The 20,368-nt window shown below is 75.2% G+C and carries 17 protein-coding genes; 6 read left to right on the forward strand and 11 right to left on the reverse strand.

The genetic code is table 11. The features are described 5' to 3' along the window. Position 1: 1 nt before the first annotated feature. Positions 2 to 508, reverse strand: coding sequence for an rRNA maturation RNase YbeY (ybeY, locus tag ACZ2G1_RS02880; RefSeq protein WP_017833979.1), 507 nt, complete (start codon positions 506 to 508; stop codon positions 2 to 4). Beyond that, positions 508 to 1,593, reverse strand: a complete 1,086-nt coding sequence (locus ACZ2G1_RS02885) for a PhoH family protein (protein WP_470377458.1) — start codon at positions 1,591 to 1,593, stop codon at positions 508 to 510. The genes ybeY and ACZ2G1_RS02885 overlap by 1 nt, the downstream gene beginning before the upstream one ends. Positions 1,594 to 1,883: 290 nt before the next feature. Here ACZ2G1_RS02885 and ACZ2G1_RS02890 point away from each other — a divergent pair, with 290 nt between their 5' ends. Then, positions 1,884 to 2,810, forward strand: a complete 927-nt coding sequence (locus ACZ2G1_RS02890) for a GerMN domain-containing protein (protein ID WP_470377459.1) — start codon at positions 1,884 to 1,886, stop codon at positions 2,808 to 2,810. Positions 2,811 to 2,829: 19 nt separating this feature from the next. On the opposite strand, the gene ACZ2G1_RS02895 is transcribed toward ACZ2G1_RS02890, so the two are convergent. The 3 genes from ACZ2G1_RS02895 to hrcA all read right to left on the reverse strand — a co-directional run bounded on the left by ACZ2G1_RS02895 (position 2,830) and on the right by hrcA (position 5,833). Next, positions 2,830 to 3,606, reverse strand: a complete 777-nt coding sequence (locus ACZ2G1_RS02895; RefSeq protein ID WP_017833976.1) for a 16S rRNA (uracil(1498)-N(3))-methyltransferase — start codon at positions 3,604 to 3,606, stop codon at positions 2,830 to 2,832. Next, positions 3,603 to 4,754 carry a molecular chaperone DnaJ gene (dnaJ, locus tag ACZ2G1_RS02900; RefSeq protein WP_017833975.1) on the reverse strand — a complete coding sequence of 384 codons (1,152 nt, stop codon included), beginning with the start codon at positions 4,752 to 4,754 and terminating at the stop codon, positions 3,603 to 3,605. Before dnaJ ends, ACZ2G1_RS02895 begins: the two co-directional genes overlap by 4 nt. 71 nt (positions 4,755 to 4,825) lie before the next feature. Beyond that, complete coding sequence (gene hrcA, locus ACZ2G1_RS02905) at positions 4,826 to 5,833, reverse strand: heat-inducible transcriptional repressor HrcA (protein ID WP_470377460.1); 1,008 nt, start codon at positions 5,831 to 5,833, stop codon at positions 4,826 to 4,828. A 174-nt stretch (positions 5,834 to 6,007) separates the two neighbouring features. Here hrcA and ACZ2G1_RS02910 point away from each other — a divergent pair, with 174 nt between their 5' ends. Further along, positions 6,008 to 6,871, forward strand: coding sequence for a DUF3097 domain-containing protein (locus tag ACZ2G1_RS02910; protein WP_017833973.1), 864 nt, complete (start codon positions 6,008 to 6,010; stop codon positions 6,869 to 6,871). A gap of 155 nt (positions 6,872 to 7,026) precedes the next feature. Next, positions 7,027 to 7,491, forward strand: a complete 465-nt coding sequence (locus ACZ2G1_RS02915; protein WP_109244398.1) for a DUF4870 domain-containing protein — start codon at positions 7,027 to 7,029, stop codon at positions 7,489 to 7,491. Between the two features lie 75 nt (positions 7,492 to 7,566). Here ACZ2G1_RS02915 and hemW read toward each other — a convergent pair whose 3' ends face one another. Then, complete coding sequence (gene hemW, locus ACZ2G1_RS02920) at positions 7,567 to 8,811, reverse strand: radical SAM family heme chaperone HemW (protein ID WP_109244397.1); 1,245 nt, start codon at positions 8,809 to 8,811, stop codon at positions 7,567 to 7,569. Then, on the reverse strand, positions 8,811 to 10,667 hold the full coding sequence (gene lepA, locus ACZ2G1_RS02925) for a translation elongation factor 4 (RefSeq protein WP_035928464.1): 1,857 nt from the start codon (positions 10,665 to 10,667) through the stop codon (positions 8,811 to 8,813). Before lepA ends, hemW begins: the two co-directional genes overlap by 1 nt. A 169-nt stretch (positions 10,668 to 10,836) precedes the next feature. On the opposite strand from lepA, the gene ACZ2G1_RS02930 reads away from it, so the two are divergent. After that, positions 10,837 to 11,412, forward strand: coding sequence for a type II toxin-antitoxin system PemK/MazF family toxin (locus ACZ2G1_RS02930; RefSeq protein WP_470377461.1), 576 nt, complete (start codon positions 10,837 to 10,839; stop codon positions 11,410 to 11,412). A 200-nt stretch (positions 11,413 to 11,612) separates the two neighbouring features. Continuing rightward, complete coding sequence (rpsT, locus tag ACZ2G1_RS02935; RefSeq protein WP_017833968.1) at positions 11,613 to 11,873, forward strand: 30S ribosomal protein S20; 261 nt, start codon at positions 11,613 to 11,615, stop codon at positions 11,871 to 11,873. Between the two features lie 114 nt (positions 11,874 to 11,987). Here the strand turns inward: rpsT and holA are convergent, their stop codons facing one another. Further along, positions 11,988 to 12,989, reverse strand: coding sequence for a DNA polymerase III subunit delta (gene holA, locus ACZ2G1_RS02940; RefSeq protein ID WP_470377462.1), 1,002 nt, complete (start codon positions 12,987 to 12,989; stop codon positions 11,988 to 11,990). Between the two features lie 122 nt (positions 12,990 to 13,111). On the opposite strand from holA, the gene ACZ2G1_RS02945 reads away from it, so the two are divergent. Then, positions 13,112 to 13,915 (forward strand): potassium channel family protein, encoded by an 804-nt coding sequence (locus ACZ2G1_RS02945; RefSeq protein ID WP_470377463.1) that lies wholly within the window; start codon positions 13,112 to 13,114, stop codon positions 13,913 to 13,915. Here the strand turns inward: ACZ2G1_RS02945 and ACZ2G1_RS02950 are convergent. The 3 genes from ACZ2G1_RS02950 to leuS all read right to left on the reverse strand — a co-directional run bounded on the left by ACZ2G1_RS02950 (position 13,912) and on the right by leuS (position 20,281). Beyond that, complete coding sequence (locus ACZ2G1_RS02950) at positions 13,912 to 16,494, reverse strand: ComEC/Rec2 family competence protein (RefSeq protein WP_272026787.1); 2,583 nt, start codon at positions 16,492 to 16,494, stop codon at positions 13,912 to 13,914. The two genes, ACZ2G1_RS02945 and ACZ2G1_RS02950, sit on opposite strands and share 4 nt — an antisense overlap. After that, positions 16,491 to 17,414: a ComEA family DNA-binding protein gene (locus ACZ2G1_RS02955; RefSeq protein ID WP_470377464.1), complete on the reverse strand. Its 924-nt coding sequence runs from the start codon at positions 17,412 to 17,414 to the stop codon at positions 16,491 to 16,493. The genes ACZ2G1_RS02950 and ACZ2G1_RS02955 overlap by 4 nt, the downstream gene beginning before the upstream one ends. Positions 17,415 to 17,788: 374 nt before the next feature. Beyond that, the gene (gene leuS / locus ACZ2G1_RS02960) at positions 17,789 to 20,281 is read right to left on the reverse strand and encodes a leucine--tRNA ligase (protein ID WP_095650971.1); all 2,493 of its coding nucleotides are present in this window, start codon (positions 20,279 to 20,281) and stop codon (positions 17,789 to 17,791) included. Between the last annotated feature and the right edge of the window lie 87 nt (positions 20,282 to 20,368).

The raw sequence follows: 20,368 nt of genomic DNA on the forward strand, positions 1-20,368 counted from the left end.
GCTACTCCATGGTCTCGACCGGCGCGGGCCGGCCGAGGAAGTCGGTGAGCAGGTCCCGCTGGAGGGCGAACATGATCTGCCGCTCCTCGGGCTCGGCGTGGTCGTGCCCCAGCAGGTGCAGGATCCCGTGGGTGGTGAGCAGGCACAGCTCGTCCGCGACGGAGTGACCGCCGGCCTCGGCCTGCCGGCGGGCGACCGGGGGGCACAGCACGATGTCGCCCAGGGTGCCCTCCGCGGGCTCCTCCGGGGTCCCCGGGCGCATCTCGTCCATGGGGAAGGAGAGCACGTCCGTGGGGCCGGGCAGGTCCATCCACTCGACGTGCAGGCGGGCCATCTCGTCCTCGTCGACCACCGCGATGGACAGCTCCGCGTCGGGGTGGACGTGCAGGCGCTCCAGGACGTGGTCCGCGAGCCGGCCCAGCAGCTCGACGTCGACCGCCTCCCAGGCCGCGCGCTCCCCGGCGGGGACGTCCTGCGGGTCGACCTGCAGGTCGAACTCGACGGCCATCAGGCCTCCGCCCCGTCCGCGTCCGGGGCCGCCGGCGCGGCGTCGCGGGCGGCGCGGGCGTCGTCCTTGCGCCGGCGCCGTTCGTTGCGGTGCCGGTTGGTCGTGTCGAACGCGTCGTAGGCGCTGACGATCCGGCCCACCAGCTCGTGGCGCACCACGTCCTCCGCGGTCATCTCCGTGAACGCGACGTCCGGGACGCCGCTGAGCACGTGCTGGACCTGGCGCAGCCCCGAGGACGCGCTGCCCGGCAGGTCCACCTGGGTGACGTCCCCGGTGACGACCATCTTGGAGCCGAAGCCGAGCCGGGTGAGGAACATCTTCATCTGCTCGGGCGTGGTGTTCTGCGCCTCGTCGAGGATGATGAACGCGTCGTTGAGGGTGCGGCCGCGCATGTAGGCGAGGGGGGCGACCTCGATGGTGCCCGCCTCCAGGAGGCGGGGGATCGAGTCCGGGTCCATCATGTCGTGCAGCGCGTCGTAGAGCGGGCGCAGGTACGGGTCGATCTTCTCGCTGAGCGTCCCGGGCAGGAAGCCCAGCCGCTCCCCCGCCTCCACGGCGGGGCGCGTGAGGATGATCCGGGACACCTCCTTGGCCTGCAGCGCCTGGACGGCCTTGGCCATGGCCAGGTAGGTCTTGCCGGTGCCGGCGGGACCGATGCCGAAGACCACGGTGTGCTCGTCGATGGCGTCCACGTAGGTCTTCTGGTGCAGCGTCTTGGGGCGGATCTTGCGGCCGCGGCCGGAGAGGATGTTCTGGGTCAGGGCGCCGCTGGGGCGGGCGGTGAGGTCCCTGCCGATCAGTTCGAGCAGCTGGGTGATGACCTGGGGGGTGACCGCGGTCTCGCGGCCGGCCAGGACCTTCAGCTCGTCGAAGAGGGTGGCGACGATCTGCACGGGCTCGCTGGGGCCCTCGATGCCGAGCTCGAGACCGCGCGGGCTGGTCGTGAGGCCGGGGAACGCCGTCTCCACCTGGCGCAGGGTGTCGTCCCCGGAGCCGAGGCACCGGACCATCGTCTCGCGGTCGGGGAAGGTGATGACGGTGCGGGCCGTCAGGGGGTGCGTGGTGCCGGGCAGCGTCTCAGTCATGGGTCCGGCCGCGCGGGCCGTGCTCTCGCTCTCTCGTGGGTCGCCGTGGTAGGGGCGGCGGACGGGACTCGTCCTCTCCCCAGGGTACCGCGCGGCTCCGGCACCGGAGGTCGCCGGCCGCACATTGCGATTTGGTATCGGTCACGCCCGCCGGGGCTCCTCGGCTGGGGGCGTCCACGGGCCCTGTGCTGGAATGGTCCGGTCCTCCGGCAGGGGGACGGGTGCGGCCTCCCCCGGTGCCGGCACCGCCCCCCCACCCGATCCCGGAAAGCCGAGGTGCGCGTCCCCCCATGGCCACTGCCCGTTCCCGGCCCCGGTCCGCCCGCGGCCGGCTCCCCGTGCTCGCCCTGTCCGCCGTGGGCGTCCTGGTCCTCGGCGCGTGCGGCACCGGTCCGGAGCCCGCCCTCGAGGGCACGGTCAGCGCGTCGGGCGCCGCGCCGGCCGCGTCCACCACGGCGAGCACCGCGGACGGCCGGGTGGCCACCACGAAGCTGCCCGTCTACTGGGTGGGCCGCGCGGACGGCGAGGAGCGGCTGTTCCGCGAGTTCCGGGACGCCTCCGAGGCGGCCGCGGCCGTGGACCCCATCGCGGCGGCGGCGGCGCTGATGACCGGGGCGACCCCGGAGGACCCGGACTACCGGACGCTGTGGTCCCCGGTGGACCGGGTGGGCGCCTCGACGTCCCCGGGCGGGACCATCACCGTGGACCTGCCGTCCGAGGCCTTCCGCCCGGACCTGGACGACCGCGAGGTCCGGCTGGCCCTCCAGCAGCTCGCGCACACCGTGACCGCCACGGCGGCCACGGCGGGTCTGCTGCCGGAGGGCTCCGCGGCCGAGGTCGTGGTGCTCGTGGACGGCCGGCCCGACGAGGAGGTCTTCGGCTCCGTGCGCCTCGACGGCCCTCTCCGCCCCGACGAGGCGCTGGAGGCCCCGCTGTGGCTCGACGAGCCCCGGCAGGACGAACGGTCCGAGGGGACCCTCACCCTCTCGGGACGGGCGCTGGACGAGGTGCGGGACTGCCGGTGGACCGTGGCCGGACCGGACGGGGAGCGCGTCTCGAGCGGCGCGGCGGACGAGGTCCCGCGGGGCGACGGGACCGCCGGGTTCCGGGCCGAGCTCGAGCTGGCGCCGGGCCCCTACGTGGTGACGGTCGTCGGGCGGGACGCCGAGGGCGGGACCGTGCGCGACGACAAGGACGTGGAGGTCGTCCCCGGCTGAACCGGCCGCCCGGGACTCATCAGGTCCCGGACGCCCAGCGGCCGAGCGCGGCGCTGAGCACCGCCAGCGCGGCCGGTCCCGCCGTGGAGCTGCGCAGCACCTCCGGGCCGAGCCGGACCGCGAGGGCCCCCACCCCGGCCAGGACCTCGCGCTCCGCCGGCGCGACGCCCCCCTCGGGCCCCACCACCAGGACGATCCGCTCGGCCCCCGCCCACGGGGCGCCGGCGGCGCCGGCCAGGTCGGCGAGGGAGTCGTGCGCCTCCTCGTGCAGGACGAGGCCGCGGGTCCCCGGCTCCCCGAGCAGGCGGGCGAGCTCGCGGGTGGTGGACAGGGGCAGCACCTCGGGCCAGGCGGCCCGCCGCGACTGCTTGGCGGCCGCCGCGACGGTGTGCACCCACTTCTCGTGGCTCTTGGCGGCGCGCTCCTTCTTCCACCGCACGATCGAGCGGTCGGCCTGCCAGGGCACCACGGCGTCGACGCCCAGCTCGGTGGCCGTCTCCACGGCCAGCAGGTCCCGGTCGCCCTTCGCGAGGGCCTGGGCGAGGACCAGCCGGGGCGTGCGGGCGGGCTCGGTGGTCACCGAGACCACGCCGACCTCCATGCTGTCCCGGTCCCCCGCGCGCAGCTCCCCGGTGGCCCGGGTCCCCGCGCCGTCGACGAGCTCGAGCCGCTCACCGGGCGCGAGCCGGCGCACGGTGACGGCGTGCCGGGCCTCCGGGCCGGTGACGGTGAGCGCCGCCCCGGGGCCGAGACCGGCGAGCCGGCCCGGCTCGACCTTGAAGACCGGCAGGCTCACAGGTCGGAGAACCGGTCCTTGAGCCGGGAGAAGAAGCCGCCGGAGCCGGCCGGGGAGTTCAGGGTGGTGCCGGTGGACTGGTCCTCGCCGCGCAGCCGGGACAGCTGCTCGAGCAGCTCGCGCTGCTCGTCGTCGAGCGCCGTGGGGGTCTCGACCTCGAGGTGGACGAACAGCTCGCCCCGGCCGCCGCCGCGCAGCCGGGTGGCCCCGAGCTCGTGCAGGGTGACGGTGTGGCCGGTCTGCGTGCCGGGGGCGACGGGCACCTCGCGCTCGCCGTCGAAGGTCTCGAGGGTGACGGTGGTGCCGAGGGCCGCGGAGGTCATGGGCACCCGGACGCGGGCGTGCAGGTCGTCGCCCTGGCGCTCGAACGTGGGGTCGGGATCGACCTTGAGCTCGACGTAGAGGTCGCCGTTCGGCCCGCCGGCGGTGCCGGCCTCGCCCTGCCCCGAGAGGCGGATCCGGTTGCCGGTCGAGACGCCGGCGGGGATCTTGACGGTCAGCGGGCGGCGGTCGCGCACGCGGCCCTCGCCGTAGCACTCGTGGCACGGGTGCTTGATGACGGTGCCGAAGCCCTGGCAGGTGGCGCACGGCGCCGCCGTGACCACGGTGCCGAGGATCGACTGGACCTGGCGCTGCACCTGGCCGGATCCGTGGCAGACGTCGCAGGTCTCGGGCTGGGTGCCCGCCTGGCAGCAGGTGCCGTCGCAGGTGGGGCAGACCACGGCGGTGTCCACGGTGATCTTCTTCTCCGTGCCGAAGACCGCGTCCCGGAGGGTGACCCGGACGTTGATCAGGGCGTCCTGGCCCTGGCGGGTGCGGGAGGCGGGTCCGCGCCGGCCGGAGCCGGCGCCGCCGGCGCCCTGGAAGAAGGTGTCGAAGATGTCGGCGAAGCCGAACCCCGTGCCGGGGAAGCCCCCGCCGAAGCCGGTGTCGGTGCCGTTCTCGTTGCCGGTCGCGTCGTAGACGCGCCGCTTCTCGGGGTCGGAGAGGACGTCGTTGGCGTGGGAGAGGCGCTTGAAGTCCTCGGCGGCCTCCGGGCCGGGGTTGACGTCGGGGTGCAGCCGGCGGGCCTTCTTGCGGTAGGCCTTCTTGATCTCTTCCTGGCTGGCGTCCCGGGACACGCCCAGGGTCTCGTAGTGATCGCTCACCGTGGTCCGTTCTGTCGAGAGGTCTGTGGTGGGTTTCGCTGGTGGGCCCCGGGGACGGGGCCCGCGGGGGCTCAGCCCCCGAGGATACGGGAGAGGTAGCGGGCGACGGCGCGCACGGCGGCCATCGTGGACGGGTAGTCCATGCGCATGGGGCCCACGACCCCCACCTTGGACTGCGGCCCGTAGCCGGTGGCGACGACGGCGGCCTCGGACAGGGGGCCCTCGGCGTTCTCCGTGCCGATCCGCACGGCCACCCCGCGGGCGTCCTGCTCCATCTCGGAGAGCAGCCGGAGCATCACCACCTGCTCCTCGAGGGCCTCGAGGACCGGGCCGATGCTCAGGTGGAAGTCCCCGGTGGAGCGGGCGAGGTTGGCGGTGCCGGCCATGACCATGCGGTGCTCGGCCCCGCCCGCCGCGAGGGCGCCGACGGCCTCCGCCACGGCGGCGGCGGCCGGCTGCAGCGGCGGGGCGGTGGCCGCGGTCATCACGGCCAGGGCGTCCGGCACCGCGGTCAGGCAGCGCCCGACCACGGCGGCCAGCACCCGGGCGCGCAGCTCGAGCAGCTGGGACTCCTCGAGCGGGGCCCGCAGCACGGCGACGCGCTGCGCCACCCGGCCGTTGGTGGGGATGAGCACCACGAGCACCCGGCCGGCGCCGAGGTCCACGACCTCGACGTGGCGCACGGTGACCCCGGAGGCGTGCGGGTACTGCACGACCGCGACCTGCTGGGTGAGCTGCGCGAGCAGCCGCACGGTGCGCTCCATGACGTCGTCGATGTCCGCGGCGTCGTCCAGCAGCCGCTGGATGGCCCGCCGTTCCGGGCCCGAGAGCGGCTTGACGGCCGCGATCTGGTCGACGAACGTGCGGTAGCCCTTGTCCGTGGGGATCCGGCCCGAGCTCGTGTGGGGGGCCGTGATCAGGCCCTCCTCCTCGAGCGCGGCCATGTCGTTGCGAACGGTGGCCGAGGAGACGCCGAGCCGGTGCCGGTCCACGAGGGCCTTGGAGCCGACCGGCTCGCGGAAGTGCACGTAGTCCTCCACGATGGCCTGCAGGATCTGCAGTCGTCTCGGATGGTTCACGTCGCTCCTCCCCGGTTCGTCCACGCCCCCGAAGATGCCCTGGCACTCGGGTGGCCACAGTGCCAACGGCGTCCAGTGTAGCCCCCGTGTCCGACGGCCGGTCGCCCCCGCGGTTTGGTACGCTTCCGGCTGATCCGCGCCGGACGCGCGGCACCGCGACCCGGGAGGACGACCATGAGCCACCACGGCTGGGGGCCGCGCAGCCTCGACGACGACGCCCTCGCCCGCCGCCGGCCGGTCTCCGCGGAGGTCCCGGTCGCCCCGGGGATGCTCCTGGAGGACGTCACGACCGGCTGGGTCGGCGCGGTCGTGTCCCTGGAGACCATCGGCGGGATGCGCGTGCTGGGGCTCGAGGACCGGAGGGGGCGGGTCAAGGCGTTCCCCCTGGGGCCGGGGTTCCTGCTCGAGGGCGAGCCCGTGGTCGTCGTCGAGCCCCGCCGGGCCCCCGCGGCGCGCAAGCCCTCCCGCACGCGCTCGGGCTCCGTGGCCGTCGAAGGGCTGCGCGCGAGCACCGCCAAGGCCTCCCGGGTGTGGGTCGAGGGCTACCACGACGCCGAACTGGTGGCCAAGGTGTGGGGCCACGACCTGGCGGTCGAGGGCATCGTCGTGGAGCCGCTGCACGGCATCGACGACCTGCCCGCCGCCGTGCGGGAGTTCGGGCCGGGCCCCGGGCGGCGGCTCGGCATCCTCGTCGACCACCTCGTGGCCGGCTCCAAGGAGTCGAGGATCGCCGCGGAGACCATGCGCCTGCCCGGCGCAGCGGGCAACGTCCTGGTGCTGGGCCACCCGTACGTCGACATCTGGCAGGCGGTCAGGCCGCGCACCCTCGGCATCGACGCCTGGCCCGTGGTCCCGCGGGGCACGGACTGGAAGACCGGCACCGCCGCCGCCCTCGGGTGGCCGCACCGCACCCCCGGCGACCTCGGCCGGGCCTGGCAGCACATCCTGTCCCGCGTGGACAGCTACGCCGACCTCGAGCCGTCCCTGCTGGGCCGGGTCGAGGAGCTCATCGACTTCCTCACCGCCCCCGGGGCCTGACCCGGCGCCCCGCGTGCACGGGCAACGCCCAGCAGATCGTCACAAAGGCACACGTGCGCGGGGCCGATCCTCCGCCCTCCGGGCCGGTCGGTAGGATGGTCGTGTCCCACCCACCGTCCGCGGCCCCGCCGCGGTCCCACCGCCGAAGGACATCCGTGCCCGTGCAGACCGACCCCCGACCGAGCCGCGACGACGCCGGGGCCCCGTTCGAGGGCCTCTCCCCCGTGGCCCAGCCGCTGACCGTCACCGAGGACCACCAGTGGGCGACCCTGGCGCACTTCGGCGGCGTCATCGGCTTCCTCCCCTCGTTCCTCGTCCACCGCGTCTTCCGCGGGCGCGGCCCGTTCACGGAGCAGGAGTCGATGGAGGCCATGAACTTCACCCTGCTGCCGACCCTCGTGGTGGTCACCGGGATCCTGTTCGCCCCGGTGCCGTTCATCGGCTGGTTCTTCGCGCTCGCCGCCGCCGCCGCGTGGCTGCTGCTCGCCGTCGGCTCCCTGATCGGCGGGGTCCGGGTCAACCGCGGCGAACCGCACCTCTACCGCTTCAACACCCGGCTCTACGACCGGCTCGTCGAGCGCCTCCGCGAGCGGTCCCGGGGGCGCGCCGCGCGCGGCTGATCCCGGTCCGCGCCGGGGACGTCCCTGACGGACGCATCCGTTCCTCGTGCGGGCGCCCCGGCCGGGGTGCCCCCGTCAGGCGAGCAGCCGCCGCACCACGGCGTCGCCGAGGAGCCGGCCCCGCAGGGTCAGCACCAGCGAGCCGCGCAGCGCCGCCGCGGGCTCCACCAGCCCGTCGGCGATCAGCCCGGCCACCGCGGTCCGCCCGCCGCCGGCCAGGGCGGTCGTGGGCAGGCCGTCGCGGATCCTGGCCTCCAGCATCACCCGCTCGAGGTGGCGGGTGTCCGCGTCGAGGATCTCGCGCCCGGCCGCCGGCGACTGCCCGGCGCGCACCCGGTTCGTGTAGGGCACGGGGTGCTTGAGGTTCCACCAGCGCGTCCCGCCCACGTGCGAGTGCGCCCCGGGCCCGATCCCCCACCAGTCCTGGTTGCGCCAGTAGGCGAGGTTGTGCCGGCTGCGGTGGGCACCGGCGTCCGCGCCCTCGGCGGGCCGGGCCCAGTTGCTCACCTCGTACCACTCGAAGCCGGCCTCGGCGAGGACCCGGTCCGCGAGCTCGTACTTGTCGGCCTGGTCGTCCTCGTCGATCGGCGGGACCTCCCCGCGCCGCATCCGCGCCGCGAGCTTCGTGCCGTGCTCGATGATCAGCGAGTACGCGGAGACGTGGTCGGGCTCGTAGCCCACCGCCGTGCGCACCGAGTGCTCCCAGTCGGCCAGGGACTCCCCCGGGGTGCCGTAGATGAGGTCCACGCTGACGCCCAGGCCGGCCTCGCGCGCCCACCGCACGGCCCGCGGCACGTTGTCCGGGTCGTGCGTGCGGTCCAGGACGGCGAGCACGTGCGGGACGGCCGACTGCATCCCGAAGGACACCCGGGTCACCCCCGCCGCCGCGAGCACCGCGAGGGACTCCGGCGTCACGGAGTCCGGGTTGGCCTCGGTGGTCACCTCCGCGCCCGCCGCGAGCCCGAAGCTCTCCGCGGCCTGCGCCAGGACCGCGGCGAGGTCCTCGGCGGGCAGCAGCGTGGGGGTGCCGCCGCCGAAGAACACGCTGTGCAGCGGGCGGGGGGCCACCCCGGAGTCCTCCAGCACCCGGCGCGCCCAGCGGACCTCCGCCGCGGCGTCCCCGGCGTAGGCGTCCTGGGACACCCCCGCCCCGAGCTCCACGGCCGTGTAGGTGTTGAAGTCGCAGTAGCCGCACCGGACCGCGCAGAACGGCACGTGCACGTAGAGGCTGAGCGTGCGGTCGGCGGAGCCCACCGCGGCGGAGGGCGGCAGCAGTCCGTCGAGCGGGCCCGGCAGGCCCTCCGGCTGGGCGGGGGCCACTACTTCTTCTTGTCCTTCGCCCCGGACTCGTCGGAGGACAGCGCCGCGACGAACGCCTCCTGGGGGACCTCCACCCGGCCGACCATCTTCATCCGCTTCTTGCCCTCCTTCTGCTTCTCGAGCAGCTTGCGCTTGCGCGAGATGTCGCCGCCGTAGCACTTGGAGAGCACGTCCTTGCGGATCGCCCGGATGTTCTCGCGGGCGATCACCCGGGAGCCGATGGCCGCCTGGATGGGCACCTCGAACTGCTGCCGCGGGATGAGCTCGCGCAGCTTGCCGGTCATCATCACCCCGTAGGCGTACGCCTTGTCCCGGTGGGTGATCGCGCTGAAGGCGTCCACCGGCTCGCCCTGCAGGAGGATGTCGACCTTCACGAGGTCCGCGGCCTCCTCGCCCTCGGCCTTCCAGTCCAGGGACGCGTAGCCCTTGGTGCGGGACTTGAGCTGGTCGAAGAAGTCGAAGACGATCTCGGCCAGGGGCAGCCGGTAGCGCAGCTCCACCCGGTCCTCGGAGAGGTAGTCCATGCCCTTGAGCTGACCGCGCTTGGACTGGCACAGCTCCATGATCGCGCCGATGAACTCGGACGGGGCCAGCACCGTCGCGGCCACCATGGGCTCGCGGATCTCGGCGATCTTGCCCTCGGGGAACTCGGAGGGGTTCGTGACCGCGCGCTCGGTGCGGTCCTCGAGGGTGACGTTGTAGCTCACGGAGGGCGCCGTGGAGATCAGGTCCAGGTTGAACTCGCGCTCGAGGCGCTCCCGGACGATCTCGAGGTGGAGCAGGCCCAGGAACCCGCACCGGAAGCCGAAGCCCAGGGCCGCGGAGTTCTCGGGCTCGTAGACCAGGGCGGCGTCGTTGAGCTGGAGCTTGTCCAGGGCGTCGCGCAGGACCGGGTAGTCGGAGCCGTCGATGGGGAACAGCCCCGAGAAGACCATCGGCTTGGGGTCCTCGTAGCCGCCCAGGTTCTCGGCCGCCGGCCGCTGGTGGTTGGTCACGGTGTCCCCCACCCGGGACTGGCGCACGTCCTTGACCCCGGTGATGAGGTAGCCCACCTCGCCCACGCCGAGCCCCTCCGTGGGCTTCGGCTCGGGCGAGATGACCCCGATCTCCAGCAGCTCGTGCTGCGCGCCGGTGGACATCATCCGGATCCGCTCCCGCGGGGTCAGCTTGCCGTCGACCACGCGGATGTAGGTGACCACGCCGCGGTAGGTGTCGTAGACGGAGTCGAAGATCATGGCCCGCGAGGGCGCGTCCGCGTCCCCCTGCGGGGCGGGGACCAGCTCCACGATCCGGTCGAGCAGCGCCTCGACGCCCTCACCGGTCTTCCCGGAGACCCGCAGCACGTCCTCGGGGTCCACGCCGATGAGGTTGCCGAGCTCCTGGGCGTACTTCTCCGGCTGGGCCGCGGGCAGGTCGATCTTGTTCAGCACCGGGATGATCGTGAGGTCGTTCTCCATGGCCAGGTACAGGTTCGCCAGGGTCTGCGCCTCGATGCCCTGCGCGGCGTCCACCAGCAGCAGCGCGCCCTCGCAGGCGGCCAGGGAACGGGAGACCTCGTAGGTGAAGTCCACGTGGCCCGGGGTGTCGATCATGTTCAGCGCGTAGTCCGTGCCCCCCACGTTCCAGGGCATCCGCACCGCCTGGGACTTGATGGTGATCCCGCGCTCGCGCTCGATGTCCATCCGGTCCAGGTACTGGGCCTTCATCTCCCGCGTGGTGACCACGCCGGTGGCCTGCAGCATCCGGTCCGCGAGCGTGGACTTCCCGTGGTCGATGTGGGCGATGATGCAGAAGTTTCGGAGGATCGACGGGTCGGTCGAGGCGGGAACCGGGGCATTGACGGCCAGCGGTGACACGGGCGGTCCTTTCTCCGGGAGAACGTCGCTTCCGGCAGGTCCTGGGGCTACCGGCGGGTGGACCGCGCCGGGGATTCAACTGTCCAGTTTCCCACGTTCGGTCATGGAGAGCCATTTCGGCCCGCGGGGGCCCCGGCCGCGCCGGAGGGCCCCTGGCTAGAGTGGTCGCATGAAGCTCAACCTCGGCACCCTGACCCGGCTCGCCGCCCGCGCCGTGGACGCCTACCAGCGCTCCGGGCGGCGCCGCCCGGAGCCCTCCCGGCCGGGCCGGCGCACCGCCGCGCCGTCCGCGCGGCCCCGGCCCACCGTGCCGTCCCGGGCCGGCGACGGCCGCCCCGCGGGGCTCTCCCGCCCCTACCCCGGGGACTGGACGGGTCCGGTGCGGCCCGTCTACCGGCCGCTGTCCGACGGCGAGGCCGACCCCGGCGAGATCGTGTGGACCTGGGTGCCCTTCGAGGAGGACCACCGCCGCGGCAAGGACCGGCCCGTGCTGGTCGTGGACCGGGCCGGGGACCACCTGCTGTGCCTGATGCTCACCTCCCGGGACCGCAGCAATGGGCTGGCGCAGGACCCGGACTACGTGGACGTCGGGACGGGGCCGTGGGACCCGCGGGGCCGGCCGTCCGAGGTCAAGCTCGACCGCGTGGTCCAGGTGCTGCCCGTCGACGTCCGGCGCGAGGGCGCGGTCCTGCCCGAGCCCCTCTTCGACCGGGTGGCCGGGCGGCTCCACGGCCTGCGCGGCTGAGCGGGCGGGCCGGGACGGCCCGTGTCGGCGCCGCCCGGCGGCGGGGCGCGGTCTGCTAGACTTTTCTGCTGTGTGTCCGCGCTGGTCGTCGGGCACTGCAGGACGGTCGCCACACGGGCGTCCCCACTCCCACTCAGTCACATGGCTGTCCTGTTTGCCCTCACTGACCGAATTCCGCACCCATCGCCAAGGAGTTATACGTGGCCAACATCAAGTCCCAGAAGAAGCGCAACCTCACCAACGAGAAGTCGCGCCTGCGCAACAACGCGTACAAGTCCGAGCTGAAGACGCTGGTCCGCCGCGTCGACGAGGCCGTCGGCGCCTCCGACAAGGAGACTGCCCAGGACGCCCTGCGCGTCGTCTCCCGAAAGCTCGACAAGGCCGTCAGCAAGGGCGTCCTGCACAAGAACAACGCGGCCAACAAGAAGTCCGGCCTGGCCAAGCTGGTCGCCAAGATCTGATCCCGGTTCCCCGCGGACCGCGCCCGCCGCTCCGGTGGGCCGCACGGAGGCCCCGTCCCGCTCAGGGACGGGGCCTCCGTCGTCCCCGGGCCCGTCCGGCCCGGGGACCGCCGCTCAGCGGCGGCCGGACAGGGCGATGGTGGTGATCGCCCGCTCCACCGCGTAGGCGGGGTCCCGCCCCTCGCCCTTGACCTGGGCGTCGGCCTCGGCCAGCGCCCGCAGCGCCCGCACGAGGTCCTCCTCGGAGAAGCGCCGGGACTCCTCCTGCGCCCGCTCCACCATCCACGGGGCCGCCCCGATCCGCTGGGCGAGCTGACCCGCGCCGCCGCGGGTCCCGTGCACCTGGGCGATCGTGCGCAGCTTCGCGGCCAGCGCCCCGACCATCGGGACGGGGTCCACCCCGGTGTCGAGGGCCTGTCGCCACAGCTTGAGGGCGCTCTCGGCGCGTCCGGCCAGCGCGGCGTCCGCGACCTTGAACGCGGTGGCCTCCACGCGCCCGCCGTAGTACGTCTCCACGTCGTCGAAGCTGATGCTCTCGGGCCCGTCGGACAGCAGCTGGGCGCACGCGGCGGCCAGCTCGGCCGTGCTGCTGCCCACGGCGGCGGCGAGCGCGCGGGCGGCGTCGGGGTCGATGCGGCGCCGGTGGGTGCGGAACTCGGTGACGATGAAGTCGGTCTTGTCGCGGTCGTTCTTGAGGGGCTTGCACTCCACGACGGCGGCGCCGGCGGCCTTGAGGGCGTCGAGGAGCTTCTTGCCGCGGTTGCCGCCGCTGTGCTCCCAGAGCACGACGACGTCCGGGTCGGGGGCCTGGACGTAGGCGAGGCCGTCGGCGAGGCAGTCGTCGTTCATGGCGGCGAGGTTGCTGACGTGGATGAGCTTCGCGTCGTCGAACAGGGAGGGGCTGGCGAGCGCGGCGAGCTGTCCGGGGGCGTAGGCGGCGGCGTCGACGGTGGAGAGCTCGACGGGGCCGCGACGGTCCTTGAGGGCGGTGCGGACGCGGTCGCGGGCGCGGGCGGCGAGGTAGTCCTCGGGGCCGGTGAGCAGGATGAGCGGGGTGGGCTCGACGTCGCGCCAGGTGGGTCCGGCGGTGGGTGCGGGGCGCCTCGGTGGGGTCATGGCCGCGTCCTCCTGTGGTGGCGGCCGGACGGGGCCGCCTGCTGGGTGGGGTGGTCTCCAGCTTCCCACGTCCGGGGGACATGTGGTGGCGTGGTCCCGGGTGGTGGGGTCATGATCGTGGCATGCGGAGGGGTCGCGGGGAACGGGTGGCCGGGCGGGTGCTGACGGGGGCCGCCGTCGTGTTCCTGGTGGCGTGGGCGTGGCCCATCCTGGATCCGGGGCTGGAGCCGCGGCTCGTGCTGGCGTGCCGGGTGGTGCTGGGCGCGGTGTGGGCGCTGTTCGTCGGGGACTACGTGGTGCGCCTGGTGCGGGCCGGGGACCGGCGGGAGTTCGTCTCCCGCCATCTGCTGGATCTGCTGGTGCTGGTCTTCCCGGTGTTCCGGCAGCTGGAGCTGGTGCGGCTGGTCGCCCTGGTGCTCGTCGTCAACCGGCGGGCCTCGGCGGACCTGCGGGGGCGGGTGGCCGTGCACCTGGCCGGCGGGGCGCTGCTGCTGGGCGTGGTCGGCTCGCTGGCCGTGCTGGACGCCGAGCGGGGCGCTCCCGGGGCGGGCATCACGAGTTTCGGGGACGCCGCCTGGTGGACGGTCACGACGATGAGCACGGTGGGCCATGGGGACCTGTACCCGGTCACCGTGCTGGGCCGGGGTGTGGCGGTGGTCCTGATGCTGGGCGGTGTGGGGGTGCTGGGTCTGGTCACGGCTCTGCTGGCCTCCTGGCTGGTGGAGGCGGTGGCCGCCCGCGGGGGCCGTGACCCGGCCGCGGAGGTCGCGGCGCTGCGGGCGCAGGTGGCGGAGCTGACCGAGCAGGTGCGCCGGCGGGAGGAGCGCGGGCCGGGCCCCCCCCCGGACCGGGGGGCGGGGGGCGAGGACCCGCCGGGGCCCGGGACGGCGGTCCGGGGGCCGGCGGATCAGGGGCCGGCGGCCTAAGGCTCGGCGGGGACGGCACGGAGCCGGCCGCCCTCGCGCAGGATGTAGGCGCTGCCGTGCTCGTCCGTGCGCACGAGGGGGATCCCCCGGGTGCGCAGGTGGTCGAGGATCCGGGGGTGGGGGTGGCCGTAGTCGTTGTCCCGGCCGGCGGAGACGACGGCCAGCCGGGGACCGGCCGCGTCGATGACGGCGGTGCCGCCGTTGCGGGCGCCGTGGTGGGAGACCTTGAGCACGTCGACGTCGACGAGCGGCCCGGCGGTGCGCAGGAGGGCGCGTGCGCCCTCCTCCTCGAGGTCCCCGGTGAGCAGCCAGGAGGTGGACCCGCCGTCCTCGCCGGTGAGCTCGGCACGCAGCACGAGGGAGGCGTTGTTCTCGTCGGCGGAGGACGGGTCGCTCCAGCGCCCCGGCGCGGTCGGTGCCGGGGCGAGGACGGTCAGGCGCAGTCCGCCCAGCGTCCGGGTTTCCCCCGGGGCCGGCCGGCGGGCCGGGGTGCCGGGCAGCGCGTCGGTCAGCCCGTCCGGCGGTGCCGCGGCCGCCGTGGCGTACCAGACCTCGCCGATCCGCCCGTGCCGGGCGAGGGCGGGCAGGCCTCCGGTGTGGTCGGCGTGGGCGTGGCTGAGGACCACGAGGTCCAGGTGCTCCACCCCGCTGCGCCGCAGGCACCGTGCCAGGGCCTGCGGGTCGGGGCCGGTGTCCACGAGGACGGCACGGCCCGGTGCGGTGCGCAGGAGGACGGCGTCCCCCTGGCCCACGTCGCACAGCACGGCCTCCCAGGCCGGCGGCGGACGTCGGGCGTCCACGGCGGCGCGCAGGGCCAGCGCCGCGAGGACGAGCAGCACGGCCGCGGCGGCCGCGATCCGCCGCCGCCGGCGCCGGCGGGACCGCTCCCGCCAGTGCTCCTCCGGGACGGGGACCGGCGCGGGGCCCTCGTGCACGGTCCCGGACGTCGGCCGGGGGCGCCGGCGGCGCACGTCGAGGGCGTGCACGGCGAGCAGGAGCGCCGCGCTCGCCAGGGTCATCAGCAGCACGCCCGGCAGACCCTGGGGCCACGGGGCCAGTGCCCCGGGGGCCCCGGCCAGCGCCCGGGCGGTGCCGGCGACGAGGCGCGCCCCCAGTGCGCCGGCGCCCAGGGGCAGCACGGCCGCCGCGGCGCCCGCCCCGTCGGGCAGGTTCAGCAGGAGCAGTCCCGCGAGGCCGCAGACGGTCACCACCGGCACCAGCGGGGCGGCGAGGACGTTGGCCGGCAACGAGTACACGGGCACGGCGGGCTGGAGGAGCACGAGCACGGGGGCACACCACAGCTGGGCGGCCGCGGGGATCGCGACCGCCACGGCGAGCACCTCCGGGACCCGGGAGCCCAGCCACCGGGTCAGGGGCCGCCCGCTCACCACGATCCCCGCGGTGGCCAGCACCGAGAGGACGAAGCCGTACTCGGCGGCGAGCGCCGGCCGGACGACGACGAGGGCGATCACGGCGCCCGCAAGAGTGGCCAGGGAGACGGCGGTGCGCCCCGTGAGGAGGCTGAGGGCGGCGAGTCCGCCCATCACGGCGGCGCGCAGCACGGACGGGTCCGGACCGACGAGGAGCACGAACGCCGCCAGGGCGCCGAGGCCGGCGGCCAGGCAGGTGCGCCGCCCCGCGCCGAGGGACAGCGCGGCGTGCCCGGCCAGGGCCGTGACGAGGGCGCAGTTCGCGCCGGAGACGGCCGTCAGGTGGGTCAGTCCGGTGTCCCGCATGGCCTGGTCGAGCTCCGGGCCGATCCCGGCGCGCTCGCCGAAGGTCATCCCGGGCAGCAGCCCCGCGGCGTCGGGGCCCAGTCCTGCGGTGCCCGCCACGAAGCGCTCCCGGACCTGCTCCCGCCGGCCGGGCTCCCGTGCCGGGAGGACCGCCGGCGGGGCGGCGGCGCGCAGCACCGGGGGTCCGGGGGACGGGGCCCCGGCGGTGAGCACGGCGGTGATCCGCTGCCCCGGGACCAGCCCGGCCCAGGCGGGCCCGTCCGCGAAGACCGTGACGTCGACGTCGGCGGGTCCGCCGCGGCCCTCGTGGGTGACCTGTTCGAGGCGCAGCCCCAGGACCACGCCGGTGCGGTCCTCGTCCTCGTGGCCGGTCCCGGGGGCGGGCGCCGTCCACCGCCGGGGCGGCTCGGCCACCTCCGCCGTGACGGCCACCGTCCCGGCCCCGGCGAGTGCTGCCCCGAGCGGGCCGTGGGCGGTCTCGCGCTGGGCGGCCGTGGTGCTCAGCAGCACGGCCGTGACGGCGAGGGCGCTCAGGGCCACGGCCGACCACGGCAGGGCCCGCCACAGCCCGGGGGCGCGGGGCCGCCCGGACGGGGGCTCCTCCCGCCGGAGGGCGCGGGCCACGACGAGGACCAGGGCGGCGCCGAGCACCAGCGCCGCCGGGTAGAGCGCCCCGGCGGCCGCGACCCGTGCCGGGGGCAGGTGCGCGGCGAGCAGACCGGTGAGCCACGCGCCCAGTGCGGCGGGGACGAGCCGCAGGTCCCAGGTGCGGCCCGGCGCGCGGGCGTCGCGGTGCTCCTGGTGCTCCAGGGCCCCGGCCCACCACTCGGCGGGGCGCCTCACACGCTCACCAGCGGCCCGAGCGACTCCATCAGGGCGGGGCCGATCCCCGGCACGGCGTCGAGGTCGGCGACGGCGGCGAATCCGCCGTGCTGCTGCCGGAACTCCACGATCCGTCCGGCCAGCACGGGCCCGACCCGCGGGAGGGTCTCGAGCTCGGCCGCGGTGGCCGTGTTGAGGTTCAGCGTCCCGCCCGGGGCGGCGCCCTCCGGTGCCCCGGTCCCGGGCGGTGCTCCCGAGACCCCGGGCGGCACCGCCGCTCCCGGCGCCGCTGCGGCTCCGGGCGCCGGAGCTCCGGGAGCAGGGACGGGAGCGGTCTCGGTGTCGGGGACGAGCACCTGCTGGCCGTCCGTGACGGGGGCGGCCAGGTTCACGGACTCCGTCACGGCGGCATCGGTGAGGCCTCCGGCGGCCTCGACCGCGTCGACGACACGGGCCCCGGGCTCGAGGGACACGACGCCGGGGCGGGCCACCTCTCCGGTCACGTGCACGTGCAGCGTCGACCCCGCCGCGGGCGGCTGGGCCGCGGCGGACCCCGGCGGGCCCGTCCCGGGTCCGGTCGCCGCGCCTGTTCCCGCACCGGCCACGGCTCCGTCCCCGGCCCCTCGCCCGGTGTCGCCCCCGCCGTGCCGGCCAGGGTCCTGCCCGGTGTCCTGCCCTTGGTCGCCGCCCAGCTCCGCCTCGGCGAGGACGGGCCGCCCGGCGGTCTCCGGCACGTCCCCGCCGTCCTTCCCGGGCCCCAGCACCGTCCAGCTCAGCCAGGCGAGCGCGGCCAGGGCGATCAGCAGCAGCGAGGCCGGGACCCGGGTCCGGGCGGCGACCGGCCGACGGTGGGCGGGAGCGGCCCCCGATGCCCCGTCCTGGGGCGACGGCGCCCGGCCGGGACCGGTGGCCTCGCCCCGGGCCTCGGCCAGCAGCGACACCAGCCGTTCGGCGGGCTCCTGAGCACCGGGTGCCGGAGCACCGGGTGCCGGGGCACGGCCGGGCCTGGCCCCGGCAGCCGTCGCGCCGGACGCGGAAGGCGCAGGCGGGACGACGGGCGCGGGCGGGGTGGGGTTCGCTCGCCGTCGGGCGCGCGGCACGGTACCGGTCATGGCCCCAGCCCACCCCGGCCGGCCGGTCCCACGCGCCGAACGGGGCCCCGCTGGGGACGCGCGCGGGCCCGGAGCAGGACTGTGGAGCCCGGACACCGGCCTGAACACCGGTCCGGGCACCGGCCCCCGGGTGCGGGGCGGGGGCTCGGGCCGGGGGCCGGGAGCGGCGGGGCGTCGTCGTGCTCCCGTGCGGGAGCGGCGGCTCAGGCCACGATGTTGACGAGCTTGGGCGCGCGCACGATCACCTTGCGGATCTCGGCGTCACCCAGCTGGCGGCGGATCGTCTCCGAGCCCAGGGCGAGCTCGCGCAGGGCGTCCTCGCCGATGTCGGCGGGCACCTCGAGCCGGTCCCGGACCTTGCCCTTGATCTGCACCACGGCGGTGACGGTGTCGTCCACCAGCAGCTCCGGGTCGACCGCGGGCCAGCCGGCGACGACGACGGAGCCCTCGTGGCCCAGCGCGTGCCACATGTCCTCGGCCGTGTACGGGGCGACCAGCGACAGCAGGACCGCGACCGCCTCGACGGCCTCGCGCACGGCGGGGTCGGCGGGCCCGCAGCCGGAGTCGATGGCCTTGCGGACCACGTTCACCAGCTCCATGGTCTTGGCGATCACCACGTTGAACTTCGCGGCGTCGAGCAGCTGGGCGGCGTCGTCGACGGCCCGGTGGGTGGCCCGGCGCACGGTCAGGTCCCCGTCGGCCGGGTCGGCCCCGGGGTCGCCGGTCACGTCCTGGGCCAGGCGCCAGGCCCGGGCCAGGAACTTCTGGGAGCCCTGCGGGGAGACGTCGGCCCAGTCCACGTCGTCCTCCGGCGGGGAGGCGAAGACCATGGTCAGGCGCACGGCGTCCACGCCGAACCGGTCGAGCTGCTCGCCCAGGTCCACGCCGTTGCCCAGGGACTTGGACATCGCCCGGCCCCCGTTGAGCACCTGGCCCTGGTTCAGCAGCGCCTTGAACGGCTCGGTGAAGTCCACGAGCCCCAGGTCGAAGAGCACCTTGGTGAAGAACCGGGAGTAGAGCAGGTGCAGGATCGCGTGCTCCACGCCGCCCACGTACTGGTCCACGGGCAGCCACTTGCGGGTCTGCTCGAGGTCGAACGCCGCGGTCTCGTCGTTCGGGGAGGCGAAGCGCAGGTAGTACCAGGAGGAGTCCACGAACGTGTCCATGGTGTCGGTGTCGCGCAGGGCGGGGCCGTCGCAGGAGGGGCAGTTCACGTGCACCCAGGACTCGGCCGCCGCGAGAGGGGACCGGCCCTTGGGCGCGAGCTGCTCGCCGCGCAGGTCGTCGGGCAGCCGCACCGGCAGCTGCTCCTCGGGCACCGGCACCTCGCCGCAGGCCCCGCAGTGCACGATCGGGATGGGCGCCCCCCAGAAGCGCTGGCGGGACAGCAGCCAGTCGCGCAGCCGGAAGTTGACCTGGCGGTTGCCCGTCCCGGCGGCCTCGACCAGGCCGATGGCGCGCTCGATGGCCTCGGTCTTCTCCAGCCCGGAGAGCTCGCCCGAGTTGATCAGGGTGCCCTCGCCCGTGGTGGCGGTCCCGGTGACGGCGGGGTCCTCCTCGCCGGTGTCGAGCACCGCGCGCACGGGCAGGTCGAAGGTGCGGGCGAAGTCGAGGTCGCGCTGGTCGTGGGCGGGCACGGCCATGATCGCGCCCGTGCCGTAGTCGGCCAGCACGTAGTCCGCGGCCCACACGGGCAGCTTCTCGCCGTTGAGCGGGTTGACGGCGTGGCGGCCCAGGAACACCCCGGTCTTCTGCCGGTCGGTGGCCTGGCGCTCGATGTCGGACAGCGCCTTGACCTGCTCCCGGTAGGCGGCCAGCTCCGCCGCGTGCTCCGGGGCGACGATCTGCCCTGCCAGCTCGGCGTCCGCGGCGACCACGAAGAACGTGGCGCCGTAGAGCGTGTCGGGGCGGGTCGTGAACACGGTGACCTCGCGGTCCGTGCCGCCCTCGCCGGCGCCCTCGATGGCGAAGCGCACGTGGGCTCCCTCGGAGCGCCCGATCCAGTTGCGCTGCATGGCCAGCACCCGCTCGGGCCAGTGGCCCTCGAGCGCGGCCATGTCGTCGAGCAGCCGGTCGGCGTAGTCGGTGATCTTGAAGTACCACTGGTTCAGGGCCTTCTTCGTCACCGGGGTGTGGCAGCGCTCGCACGCCCCGTTGACGACCTGCTCGTTGGCCAGCACCGTCTGGTCCTTGGGGCACCAGTTGACCGGCGAGTTCTTCCGGTACGCCAGGCCCTTGCGGTGGAACTGCAGGAACAGCCACTGCGTCCACCGGTAGTACTCGGGGTCGGAGGTGTGGATCTCCCGGGACCAGTCCGCGCTGATCGCGTAGCGCTGGAAGGAGGCCTTCTGCGTCTCGATGTTGGCGTAGGTCCACTCCGCCGGGTGGGCGTCGCGCTTGATCGCCGCGTTCTCCGCCGGCAGCCCGAAGGAGTCCCAGCCGATCGGGTGCAGCACGTCGTAGCCGCGCTGACGCCAGTACCGGGCCACCACGTCCCCCATCGCGAAGGCCTCCGCGTGCCCCATGTGCAGGTCGCCCGAGGGGTAGGGGAACATGTCCAGGACGTAGCGGCGCTCCCGCGAGCCGTCGTCGACGGGCGCGTAGACCTGCTGCTCCGCCCAGAACGACGGCCACGCCGCCTCGATGGCACGGAAGTCGTACCCGGTGGTCTCGGTCGTGTGCTGCTGTTCGGTCACGGTCCTCGCCTTCGCGGTCGTGGACCGCCGCCGGCCCCGGAACGGGCGGCGCGCGGTCGCGTGTGCGGCACCCGGGCATCACGGATG

Source organism: Kocuria sp. KKT182 (genome assembly GCF_055635395.1).